9 protein-coding genes and 2 pseudogenes are annotated in these 12,105 nt (G+C 40.1%); all 11 read right to left on the bottom strand.

Annotated features, from left to right (window positions below; translation table 11 throughout):
- Positions 1–11: 11 nt before the first annotated feature.
- Positions 12–1,081 (bottom strand): annotated as a pseudogene (locus AMR95_RS14125) (ABC transporter substrate-binding protein).
- A gap of 407 nt (positions 1,082–1,488) precedes the next feature.
- Positions 1,489–2,529, bottom strand: a complete 1,041-nt coding sequence (locus tag AMR95_RS14120; RefSeq protein ID WP_039179034.1) for a LacI family DNA-binding transcriptional regulator — start codon at positions 2,527–2,529, stop codon at positions 1,489–1,491.
- 186 nt (positions 2,530–2,715) lie between these two features.
- The gene (gene alsE / locus AMR95_RS14115; protein ID WP_058838643.1) at positions 2,716–3,408 is read right to left on the bottom strand and encodes a D-allulose 6-phosphate 3-epimerase; all 693 of its coding nucleotides are present in this window, start codon (positions 3,406–3,408) and stop codon (positions 2,716–2,718) included.
- Positions 3,409–3,425: 17 nt separating this feature from the next.
- Positions 3,426–4,688 carry a PTS ascorbate transporter subunit IIC gene (locus AMR95_RS14110; RefSeq protein ID WP_058838642.1) on the bottom strand — a complete coding sequence of 421 codons (1,263 nt, stop codon included), beginning with the start codon at positions 4,686–4,688 and terminating at the stop codon, positions 3,426–3,428.
- A gap of 25 nt (positions 4,689–4,713) precedes the next feature.
- Positions 4,714–4,980, bottom strand: a complete 267-nt coding sequence (locus AMR95_RS14105) for a PTS sugar transporter subunit IIB (RefSeq protein ID WP_039179043.1) — start codon at positions 4,978–4,980, stop codon at positions 4,714–4,716.
- Between the two features lie 15 nt (positions 4,981–4,995).
- Positions 4,996–7,068: a BglG family transcription antiterminator gene (locus AMR95_RS14100; RefSeq protein ID WP_268503137.1), complete on the bottom strand. Its 2,073-nt coding sequence runs from the start codon at positions 7,066–7,068 to the stop codon at positions 4,996–4,998.
- A 509-nt stretch (positions 7,069–7,577) separates the two neighbouring features.
- Positions 7,578–8,525 (bottom strand): HaeIII family restriction endonuclease, encoded by a 948-nt coding sequence (locus AMR95_RS14095; protein ID WP_058838640.1) that lies wholly within the window; start codon positions 8,523–8,525, stop codon positions 7,578–7,580.
- A complete protein-coding gene (locus tag AMR95_RS14090) occupies positions 8,525–9,484 on the bottom strand; it encodes a DNA cytosine methyltransferase (protein ID WP_058838639.1) in 960 nt (319 codons plus the stop codon). Before AMR95_RS14090 ends, AMR95_RS14095 begins: the two co-directional genes overlap by 1 nt.
- A gap of 170 nt (positions 9,485–9,654) precedes the next feature.
- Positions 9,655–9,809 (bottom strand): annotated as a pseudogene (locus AMR95_RS19600) (T7SS effector LXG polymorphic toxin); the annotation flags it as partial.
- 586 nt (positions 9,810–10,395) lie between these two features.
- Positions 10,396–10,836 (bottom strand): hypothetical protein, encoded by a 441-nt coding sequence (locus AMR95_RS14080; RefSeq protein WP_058838637.1) that lies wholly within the window; start codon positions 10,834–10,836, stop codon positions 10,396–10,398.
- Positions 10,837–11,137: 301 nt separating this feature from the next.
- Positions 11,138–12,100: a helix-turn-helix transcriptional regulator gene (locus tag AMR95_RS14075; protein WP_058838636.1), complete on the bottom strand. Its 963-nt coding sequence runs from the start codon at positions 12,098–12,100 to the stop codon at positions 11,138–11,140.
- Between the last annotated feature and the right edge of the window lie 5 nt (positions 12,101–12,105).

The following is a 12,105-nucleotide window of genomic DNA, read 5'->3' as shown; positions in this document are numbered from 1 at the left end:
GCATCCATCGGCTATTGTTTTTTCAGACGCTTATACTCCTCTTCCATTTTCTTTGACAACTGTTCTGGTGTGATCGAGCCTGCTAATAATTCTTGACCCGTTGTTGCCATGACCGCCCACATTCCGCTTGGTAAGTATTTTCGATCGAAATACGGTTCATTCTTCACCTGTTCGTATTGATCGTAAAATGTAGAGTAATAGTTTTTCGCTTTCACTTGTTTTAGAGCTGTTTCAGAGGATGTGCCCTCTGCGATTTTTTTGGCGTTTTCAGGCTTTGCTAAAAAATCGATGAATTGCTTTGCTTCTTTTAAATGCTTAGAATCCTTCCAAGCAGCGACAGTAAACCGTTCTCCGCCAATCCAGCTTTGTTTATCTCCTTCATGAATGGCTGGAACAGGCATCGTGCCTACTTTGATCGATGGATTCAGCTCTGTTGCTTCAGGTCCTAACGATCCTCCGACAAAGGTGAAGGCGATTTTGTTTTGCGCCATGAGTTCCGGTGCTTGAGAGAGTTTCGCTGTCAGGACATCTTTGTTTAAAAGGTCTTGATCTTTCAGATCTTTCATGAATTGTGCAAGCGGTGTATAGAGAGACCAATCAAATGATCCGTTTTCAAGTTCCTTTCCGTATTGATGTTTTTGATCGGTGATTAATAAAGGCGTCGCCAGCTCATCAAAGACTTGGGCAATATTTGAGTTATCTCCTCCTGGTATCCAGAGCGGCACAACATCTCCTTTGCTTTTTTCTTTCACTGTCAGCAAAGCCGATTTTAATTCATCAAGTGTTTTAGGGGCTTCGATGCCATATTCCTTTAATAGATTGGCATTAAAGCTAAGCCCGTCTTTTGCTTGATTCAGCGGATAGGCGTACACTTTGCCATCTTGGTCCTTTAAAATCTGGTCGAGTGAAGGATCAAGATGTTTGACCCAATCCATCTCTCTTTTAAATCAGCCACATACTCGCTATAGCGCAGTTTGGCCCAGCCATGTGTATCAAAAAGGTCTGGCATATCGTTTGCCCCCATTTTGACGCGGATCATATCTTCATAGCTGTTGCCTGGGAAATTGGCATCGAATCGAATGTGTTGATGCTCCTTTTCAAACTCACGAATCACTTCTTCAAACGCTTTTCTTTCCCCGCTGTTGCTCATCGTTGAAAATAGCGTCAAGGTGACCTTTCCATTTGCTTCAGAAGAGCCGTTATTGCCGCAAGCAGACAAAATCATGGTCAAGAAAATGGCTGCAATCAGCAGCATGATTTTTTTATTCATGGTTTCCTCCTTTTGATCACTGAAAATTCAGACGATAATCGGTAGAATTCATGCAGTTGCGGAAACAAAAGAAGTCCATTATACTGGAATTCTATTCTTTTCAAAGAGATAAGAGAGCATACCGGCAGGCTGCCTTGTTCTTAGCATGATCTGGCCATCATGCTAAGCAGCTTGTTTTCTGCTTTTTTGTCTCTTTTTTGTTTGCTGAAATCGATGGTTCACCCCCTTTCATGGATGAGACATGTACTGCCTCGCTCGATGAGTGTTGTTGGCACGACGACTTTTAGAGGAAGTTTTCTTCCGTTTATTCTCTCAAGCAAAAGCTTCAGACCGACTTCCCCCATTTCTTCTGTATATACTTTGACAGTCGTAAGCGGCGGGCTTGAAAATGATGCGGCTTCAATGTCATTAAATCCAACAATGGATACATCTGAAGGAACGTGTAGACCGGCTTCATGGAGAGCGCGCATTGCCCCGATGGCCATAGAGTCACTTCCAATGAAAAAGGCCTGCGGCAGTTTTCCTTTTTTGATAGCTTGCTGCATAAGCGAATAGCCTTCTTGCATGGAATATTCACCAATGTGGATGTCTTCCATATGAAGAGCGCCCGCTTCCTGCATTCTTTTCATAAACGTCGTTTGTCTTTCGTCCTCAATCACAGCGTTGCCTTCGAAATAATGCTCCCGCTCTTTCCCGCCAATATAGCCTAGATGTGTATAACCGAGTGATTGCAGATGACGAATGGCGCGATCTGCCGCTCTGACAAAATCCACATGTACACAATCATACAAATCTTCATCCGCATAATGATTGATAAAAACAATGTGTTCCATTCGATTTGTCATTTTTTCAACCGTATCGGGGCTGATTCGTCCAATGACAATCAAGCCGTCAATATCCTTTAGCATCGCCCCTTTATCCATGCTTCTTAGGCGAAAGGTATGGAGAGTAGACAGGCCTTGTTTGGCATATTCTTTTTCAATTCCTTTTCGAATCGATGAAAAAAAGGGATCATTTAATTCTTCGTCAATGGATTGAGCGACAACGATACCGATGACTGGGGATTCAGATGGGTTTTTTTCTTCTGCTTGATCGGCTTTTCTTGCTCTCACTGGGGTATAGTTTAACTTCTTAGCAATGTCGAGGATGTTTTGTCTCGTTGCATGTGAAACGGCAAGTGTTTGATCGCCATTTAACACACGGGATACAGTGGAAACGGACACTTTTGCATCATGAGCAATATCTTTGAGTGTGGTCATAGGCAAACTCCTCATCGTTATTTGACTAAATATTTACTAAAGATATTTGAAGGATAACATATTAATAAAGCGCTTTCAATTATAGATTTGCGATTTTTATTTTGTTTTTGGGTAAGTTTTGGTGAGTAAATATCATTTTAGTAAAAATTGCGTAAAAAAAGAGGATGGGTTTCATCCTCTCTTTTACTAACGCGATTCGATTGAAGCTGTTTCTTTTGAAAATATTTGCTTCATTGTTTCCCAAGCAGTGTCGAGTTGTTTATGAAGTCCAAATAAACCTGAGGTGCCGATGATGTAGATCTCATTTCCAGCCTCAGCAAGCAGCCGGAACGTGCTCTCATTACAAGAGCCGTCTACTTCAATTGAAAACGAGTATCCTCCGTGTTTTTTGATATCTTTCACCTGTTTAATTTTCTGAAGCATTTCTTTAATAAATGGCTGTCCGGCAAAGCCTGGATCGATCGTCATGATCGTCACTCGGTCTATTAAATGAATAAAGGACTCTAATGCTGCAACTGGTGTGACGGGGTTTAAAACAAAGCCAACCTCACATTTTCTTTGGTGAATATGCCGTATGATTCGAAAGGCATCTTTCTGCACGACTTCTGGGTGTAAACAAATCATCGTTGCGCCTGCATCAATACATGCATCGATTAAAAATTCCTGGGGGTGTTCAGCCATTAGATGAACATCAATCGGTACATTTGTCAGTTTCCGAAGCTGTTCAATGAAAAAGGGTGATAACGTCAAATTCTTCACATAATGCCCATCCATCACATCGACATGGTACCGGTCTGCTCTCGTGTTGAGAAAATGAATTTGTTCACGGAAGTGCGTGAGATCCATGCACATCAATGAAGGTGAAAAAGTGGCTGTCAATCTCAGTCTCCTCCTTTTTACAGCTGAAATAAAAACTTGATCAATCCAATTAAGATTCCGATGATACCAAAGTCTGTATCTCCAAACGTTGTCCCTTCAAAGCCGAGGGTTCCGAGCACAGGTAATAAACAAGCAGGTAAAAAGGAAAGAAGCAATCCATTTACAAAGGACCCAGCGACAGCACCTCTTACCCCTCCTGTTGCATTGCCATACACTCCTGCTGTAGCACCGCAAAAAAAGTGCGGGACAAGACCAGGGACAATGACAGTTAAACCAAACAAAGGTAAAAGAAAAATGGATACGATGCCTCCTGCAAAGCTGCATAGAAAACCGATAATCACCGCATTTGGCGCAAATGGAAAAACGGTTGGCGCATCAAGTGCCGGCTTTGCTCCCTTCACGAATCGATCGGCAATCCCCTTAAAAGCAGGCACGATCTCGCCAATGGCCATCCGTACCCCTGCTAAAATAATGTACACACCAGCAGCAAACGTAATCGCCTGAATGAGAATGAAGACAGCGAAGTTCGTGCCCCCGCTAATTTGTTCTATAAAAGGAATTCCTGCAAACGGTGCAATCGCAAAGAACAGCAAAGCCATCGTAATCGAAATGGCAACAGATGTATCTCTTAGAAAACCGAGTGATTTAGGCACTTGAATGGTTTCCGTTGATTTTTCAGGAGAACCAACCCATTTGCCGATCATTCCCGCAGTAAAATACCCGAAAGTACTGAAGTGTCCGAGCGCGAGATCATTGCTTCCGGTGACTTTCCTCGTAAACGGCTGAAGGATTGCGGGGGCAATGACCATAGCTGCCCCTAATATCATTGAGCCAGTGGAGATGAGCAGCCACCCGTGCATACCGGCGGTCGAGAGAACGACGGCGAGCATAGCCGCCATATACAACGTATGATGCCCAGTCAAAAAGACGTATTTAAAGGGTGTGACTCTTGCAAGTAACAAATTGACCAGCATGCCAAAAATCATAATGAGTGCTGTCTGTGTACCGAATTCCTTTTGAGCAATGGCGGCCATAGCATCTGTATTTGGCACAACCCCTTGAATGTGAAAGGCTGCTTCAAACATCTTTCGAAAAACCCCGAGTGAATCAGAGACGACTGTAGCGCCCGCCCCTAATATTAAAAAGCCCATGGTTGTTTTCAAGGTGCCTGACACAGTATCTGCGGCTGATTTTTTCTGCAAAAGTAAACCGGCTAGAGCAAATAAACCGATAAGAATGGCAGGTGTGCCCAATATATCGTTCATGATCAGTTCTATCATGATGTGAATCCCCCTTTTTCATGACTTAAATGTGTTGACGAAGGACGTCCTTAATGGCTTTCTGGTCTAACAAATTATTTAAGCCAGCCACATTTCTTGTGCCGTCATTCAGCTGGTCAATAATATCAGCTGCGCCGATATAAAGATCTGCTTGTTCATTTTTACTTGTACTGAGATCGGTATGATCCACTTCAGCTTTAAGACCTAATTCTTCTAATGCTTTTTTGACATTCATTTCTACAATAAAGCTGCTTCCTAACCCGTTTCCACATACAACTAGAATTTTTTTCATTCTCTTTTTCCCCCTTTATACTTGTGAAAATTGATCAATTAATTCTTGCACCGATGCTAAATCTTCTGCTTCAATCAATTGTTTCGTCCGTTTCTCTTCACTTAACAGCATGGTCAGCTGTTTGAGTGCTTTCAAGTGGCTCATGCTGTCAATAGCGGCTAACACAATGACGAGCCTCACCTGCTTTTTGCCATCCTTTGAAAACGAAATGGGCTGTTTGAATGACATGAGTGTCATGCTCAATTTGTTCACGCCATCCTCGGGCCTTGCATGTGGAATGGCCACTTGTGGTGCAATCACAATATAAGGACCATTTTGATGAACAGACTGAATCATGGCTTCTACATAACTTGTTTCAATGGCATTTTGGTCAAGTAAAGGCTGCGCCGCTTTTGTAATCGCCTCTTGCCATGTGTCTGCTGTTTGGTGGAGCTTAATGGTTTGTTCTGTTAATAAATCGTTTAACACTGGGTTCCACCCTTTCTGATAGGATACATATGTGGGATGAAGCAGCTCCTGAATGTCACGAAGCAGTGCTTGTTTATTTTGTACGATGGTATGCTGCTGAATGATGTTGAATAGAGCGTTTACATGCTGCTCGTCAACCATCGTTTCTAAGCCTTTCCCGTATTGAAGTAATGTTTTTTTCTCATAGGCAGTTAAAATAGGATGAACGAGATGAACTGGTTTTCCTTTAAACGAAATAGGTGTTGTGGACACAACGAAATCTGCATCAACGGCTGCTAATTCTTCATATGCACGCTTTGATAACAGCCCTCGTACTTCGATGTAGCCGATTAATTCGAGGAGCTGAGTTTTCAGCATGTAACTTGTGCCGATTCCTTCTCCGCAGACAATGTATACAGAGCGCTTAACAATGGATGAAATTCCTTCCCTTCTCATCCAGCTGCCAAAATGCATGGCGAGATATGCAACTTCATGGTCACTCAACTTTGAACAGGCCGCCTTTTCTAAATGGCAGGCAACTTTTTGAGTGATTTCAAATACTTCTGGCTGTGCTTTTTTTATAGACTCCGTCAGTTCGTTGATTATACCAATGTGATAGATGAGCCTGTAATAAGCTGGAATTAAATGCATGGTTAAGTTTTGCTCCAATGCTTTTGGTTCTTGAAAGGAAATACAAGCATATCGCTGAAAGTCAAATATCATTTGTCTGGCGATGGTGCGAATGAGATGTTCTTCTGGTTTTTTAATTGATGGAAGTTTTTGCTTTTTTGCACTGAGCCATAGGGTGCTAAGAAAATAGATCTCATCATCATGAACAATGAGACTGGCCTCTTTTTGAATCTGTGCCATGAAACGAATAGCCGCCAAGCATTCCTCTGTTTCCTGCAATGTTCGCTTTTCTTCGTTTGAAATGTGTACAGCATGCCCTAGCTTCATCCGCTTGAAGTAGAAAAAGAGATCCAAAGAGAGCTGATCCAGCATCTCATCTGCAAATTCAAGCTTAAGTTCTTGTTCTGACTGCTGGAGGAGATGGTGTACCCGTTTGGACGAAATAGGTCCCTTTAACCAAAATGACGGAAACGTTTTTTCGTTTTTTATCATTGTGCGAATGAAATGTATATAAGGTTTGAGTGCCAATCGAATGACCCTTTCGTCTCCTGAAATCACATAGCCGCTTGTTGCCTGATAGCGGAGTGTGATCTCCTGCTTTGAAAGCGCCTCTTTTAGCTGTTTCATATCCTCGAGCAATGTATTTCGGCTCACCTTTGTCATCTTCATGAAATCATCAATTCTTAGGCAATGCTCACTGCATGCTATGGATAAAAGCAAGATAGCCCTTCGTTCCTTTTTACATGGTTCATAATCGTGACCAACAAGAATGGTATCAGCTTTTTGAATAATGATTTCTTTTTCCAGAGGATTTAAATAATAGCCAAGTTGACCTTTTCGCTGCACACCACTAAGCTGATGAGTTTCCAGCCAGCTGTTCATTCGTTTGATTTCAGCGTAAACTGTTCGAGTCGAGACTTTCATCCGATTCTGTAAATCTTCTATTGATAGATAAGATGTCGTGTGAAGCAGCATAGATAGTAAAGTCGTGCCCCTTTTGGTTAAGTACAGTTGGAATTCCTCCTTTCTTCTCTTTGCTTATAAGTCTAATCAACTCACATGCATCAAAGAAGTCCAAATGTCTTCAGCACGTGCTGTGCAGCGATTGTGTGTTCTTTTCATAAGAAAAACACACTGATTGAGTGTGCTTTCAGGCTTTTATACAAAGAGTTCTTTAGAAACCTTTTTTGAATGCTTTTTTTGATCCTTCACAATGCTTTTGGCATTCGTGATTCACACATATTGACTGGACTTCTAAAAAGTGTTCTTCTACTAAGGTATCGTGACCAAAAAAAGGACGCCGAACAAGGCATTTAAAATGTTCAAGGCGTCAGCGTCCGTAGGCTCTGGCTTCTTGGCAAATTTTCACTCATTTTGTTATTCCATTTTCATTGCTTCCTCCCTTTGCTCTATTCATCTATCGTTTCTTCTAGTGAATCGATATTCTGATGATTCGAAAGATTGAGAAAATGGAACTCTAGGCAAAATAAAAAGAGCCCATTAATGGACTCTTTAAATTATTACCAGCCTAAAGACTGTCTGAATAGGTTTGGTGGTAATCCAACAAGTTGAACATCAAGTTTCAATGATCCTTCAACTCTGGAACTAGCGTTATGAATACGAGCAGAGATTGTCCAACCCTCATCAAGAACAATTAAAATCGTGTTATCTGATTCAGGCTTGAAATGAATATCATAAAATCTTGTTGGCAGTCTGAATTGCTGCATTCTTAGAGTTGGTCTTACGCCAGGAGATCCCTGATTCAATGTTCCTTGTAAGTTGAAACCTTGGAGCTCGGTTGTTCTGCGACCAGTTTTAACAATCGCTTTGTAGAAATCGTGTCGTCCCAATAAGTACGTTAATAATCTTTGAGGAATCTGACCACGATAAATCCCATCTAGTCTCCACAATTCATCGATTAACGCATTAAGGACGGGTATATAATATCGAGTAGCCTTATCAGGAATCTGGTTCCATAACGTACCTTGCGTTCTTAAATTACTTAGCTCGTTAAAGATTGGTACTATTTGGCGGAAATAATCAGCTGTTGAATTATAACCAAACCAGGAATCGCCTACATCAATTGTTGCTGATAAACGTGAATGCTTAAGAGCAGCATGATTATTCTTACAAGAGATTCCTATCTCCCAACCTTCAGTGCTCCTAACAGCTAGCACGTCACGAACATCACCAGCTTTACCTGCTGAATCAGGTAATATTGAAAGCTGTAAAGTTCCATTGTCATGAGTTAGACGTGGCTCTAATTGAAGAATGGTATTTATTCCTGCGTCAGCACCTTCACTCATTTTCTGTTGTGTCATCTGTGGAAGGGATAAAAAAGCGTTATGCGCTGTTTGTAACTGAGGAGAACCAATTACTTGAACATTAGCTCGTCCATTTAAAGATTGATCAAGAGATTGTAAAAATGCAAATTCTAAGGCCTTTCCATTTACTGTTTGACTTGCCATTAAATCACTACCTTCGTTTTCTCTCTTTCTATGGCTTTCTCGAGTGCTTCGGCAAATTTGTACCCAACGGCTTCGGCAAGTTTCGGTGGAACAGCATTTCCAATCTGCTTATACTTACTAGTTAAATCCCCTTCAAATACAAGAGATTCTGGAAATGTTTGAACAGCCGCAGCCTCCTGCCAGCTGAATCGTCTTGTTGTTCCTTCACCGAATTTCCATAAGTCTTTTTCAAGTTTAGTCATATCTGGTGAACTTGGATGTAATGTTACTTGTTTAGCCATTGCTGGTATAGTGTAACTCACATTATCCCAATCACGTTTTCTGTTTCGACTCATGTATCTTGATGAATATGGATCTTGGCAAACATCATTTGAATTTGGTTCTGGAAAATGTCCAATTGCCTCTCTAAGAGTAATTCGACCAGTGGGCTCGGGAAACTCAAACCCTTTATCAATATCTTGTCTGATTCCGACTAGAATTACTCGTTCACGATCCTGTGGAACTTGATAATCGGCAGCATTAAGAACTTGGTGATACAGATTGTAACCTTTTGAACTAAAGTCTTCAACAATTTTCTTTAAGATCAGACCATCTTCCATTGTTGTAAGTCCTTTAACGTTTTCCGCTAAAAATCCAATCGGCTGTTTAGCCTCTACAACTCTACAAAGTTCTAAATATAGTTTATTTCGTACATCAAGAGCTTGGCGTGGACCAGCTGCCGAGAATCCTTGACACGGAAATCCACCGGTAACTATGTCAATATCGTCTGGAATTTCATCTGCACTAATATTTTCTACTTTGCCGGGTACTACAATTGCATCTGACCACTTCGAAAAAGTCTTACAAGCATCCTTGTCCATATCATTGGCAAAGATCGTCTGGAATTTTCCAGTTGCTTCTAATCCTAAGTCTAGACCACCAGCCCCACAAAATAAAGAGACTACTTTAAATTTCTTCATATTATTTACACCTCATAACTTGTATTATATCTTTTTTTATCTGCTTATCCAACCATTTAAAATCGGAATATAATGCGAACTCTTGTTCTCATTTTACTATAAATGACCGAGCTTGTAAAAATAAAAAAGGAAGGTTGGCACTTTTTGTTCCTTTTGATATTGAGGTATTAAGTAGATTGCTTCTCAATATCGATTTTTGCCTTGTAGATTTGACGATATCGCTTTTCCGTCATTTGTCACATTCATCATTTGAACGTACAATGCCATTATAGCTTGCTGCTCCGTCTCTGACAGCATATTCATCTTTTAAATTTTGAGCAAGCTGCAATGCTTTGTTTTAAATTGCTTTAATGTCTCTTTAGAAACAGAATCCCTGATCTTCATTTCACTCGCTCCTTGCCGAATAAGCACCACCTTACGCTATTCGCTTAAATAGATTTTGAAATGATGACTACACTCCGAGAGGATGCCAAGTACAGTCAATCATCAAATAAAACGAAAAACTGTCCTCGATACGGCTGCCGCAGACCAGCTGCTATCCAGGCTCAGAATGTCCATCTCGTATGACCACATTCCTCAACACCTTTGTTCCGTATCCAGATACGCCCTTGATAAGGGAAAGGCGCGTCTCCCAAATAAAAAAAGCGGACACCAATCAAGGCACTTAAAATGCTCAATGATCAGCATCCGCAGGTTCTTCCTTCTGGACAAAATATTCACGTTGGTTTTGCTTGTCTCTTTCATATGATAATCCACATAGAAAAAAGGTCCCCTTTTTTATACCCCTTTTTGTCGGGGTTTTCTTGGTATGAAGACCAATAAACACAAAAACCTTGATAGGCATAAAGCCAATCAAGGTTTTTTACTTCCTACTATAAATCTTTTATTTTTCCTATACGTGACGTTTAGAATTATTTTTTGTTTAAACTAAATCCGAAATCCAAATCGTTTTCAAATGAAATACAAATACACCAATCACCTTTTAATGATATAAAGTAGTGGTGCTGTGGGATATCTAAAAAATAGACTAGTAACTCTTCTAAATGTTTTAATTCAAACTGGTACCCAAACTCTGTAAGGTTATCCCCTATGTAAATTACTTGTAAGTGATTAGCTAAATATTTGCCTTTTAATTCAGTTATAAATAGAAGAGCATCAGGAAGTAACGATTCATTATTTGAGCTCTTACTATAATGTTTATTGGTTTGTAACCAATCTATTTTTGAACCAGCAAAATCAAATTTTTGTTCTATTAAATCTAAATAAATTTCGGGATTTTTATGTACTTTGACACTTTTAAGAAGGTCTTTTAATTCCAAATCCTTTATTAGTTCTTCATCATAAGAAATCAATAAAATTAACCCCTTTATCTAAAATGTATTTAACTGCCTTCTTGTCAAAATTCATAGGAATCGGTGTTCCATCATTTGTCGCATTCATCATTTCGGCTTACAATGCCATTGTAGTTTGCTGATCTGTCTCTAACAAAGAATATTCACCTTTTAAATTTTGATCGAGTTCTATTAAATCTTTAACCGTTTCTTCCGCAGCTGAGATCTACAGAAGATGGAAGTAAGATTGGTGGTTCATTGAGATTTGATTCGAAATACGACTCACCTTCATGTATCTAATATGAGGTCTAACCAGCATTGATTATGGACAATATAGGAGTAGTCTCTCTTGTAAACTTTCAAAGATTTCTACAGGCATTTCCCGGACCTTGATATCATCGCCTAGGAAAAATAGCCAATTTGTTATTTCGGTTATTTCTTCTGAATAATTAACATTGATAAAAGTCTTTAAAATGGCTGTAGTTTGGTAAGGATTCGTATAAGAAATTGACATTTTGAAAGGATGGTATTTTTTGAACTGTGCAATTGCCTTTGGACCAAGTTCAAGGACAAGGTTGATTACCTCCTCCTGCTTACTTAGTTTTTCTAAAATCTTTTTCCTGCTTAATCTATTTTTCGTAGAGCATGGTTTTACATCTGTGAGATTGTCGACAGGCAGAATCCGTTTCTTCTCTTCCTTTACATCAAAGCCTTCAATCAACCACAGGCTTTTTTCACGATAAAGGTTCAAAAGGTAAATGGGATAGGACTTGATCACTTTCTCCTCTCTAACGGTAATCAGTAAATATCGATCCAAAATAAGCAGTTGGATTAATTTTTCTAACATGGGGTGAGGGAGATCGGACAAATCAAGCAAATCAGGATTATTCGGGTTGGTCCCTTCAAATAGCAAAAGGCGATTTAACAGAACAAGGTCATCTTGCTGGGTTTCAGAGATGAGTCCTAGTAATTTTTCAGCTAAAGACTGGCGACTCTTTAAATAAGGGAGTTGTTGGTTTCTCGTGGCCATAAAGGCAATAAAAAGAGCTTTAATCTCATTATCGGTAAAACGGACAGTTGGCAGGACAGAATTGTTCATTACAAAATATCCTCCGTCCCTTCCTACTTCTGCGACAAGTGGCATCCCCATAGCTTCAATTTCTCTGATGTCTCTAATTGCTGTCGAACGAGAGATATGAAATTCTCTCATGATTTCAGTAATTGTAAAGTTGGAGCGGTTGTTAATATACCGCATGATGGTATTAATCCGTTCAACTTTTTTCATCTGGT

The organism is Bacillus sp. G1(2015b), assembly GCF_001482475.1.
Classification (GTDB): domain Bacteria; phylum Bacillota; class Bacilli; order Bacillales; family Bacillaceae; genus Bacillus; species Bacillus safensis.
This window is presented reverse-complemented; position numbering and strand designations above follow the sequence as displayed.

Excerpts from the sequence above, each read along its gene's own strand:
- AMR95_RS14090 (WP_058838639.1), bottom strand. The coding sequence starts at position 9,484 with ATGAAGAAATTTAAAGTAGTCTCTTTATTTTGTGGGGCTGGTGGTCTA.
- AMR95_RS14095 (WP_058838640.1), bottom strand. The coding sequence starts at position 8,525 with ATGGCAAGTCAAACAGTAAATGGAAAGGCCTTAGAATTTGCATTTTTA.
- AMR95_RS14105 (WP_039179043.1), bottom strand. The coding sequence starts at position 4,980 with ATGAAAAAAATTCTAGTTGTATGTGGAAACGGGTTAGGAAGCAGCTTT.
- AMR95_RS14110 (WP_058838642.1), bottom strand. The coding sequence starts at position 4,688 with ATGATAGAACTGATCATGAACGATATATTGGGCACACCTGCCATTCTT.
- AMR95_RS14120 (WP_039179034.1), bottom strand. The coding sequence starts at position 2,529 with ATGACCACACTCAAAGATATTGCTCATGATGCAAAAGTGTCCGTTTCC.
- AMR95_RS14075 (WP_058838636.1), bottom strand. The coding sequence starts at position 12,100 with ATGAAAAAAGTTGAACGGATTAATACCATCATGCGGTATATTAACAAC.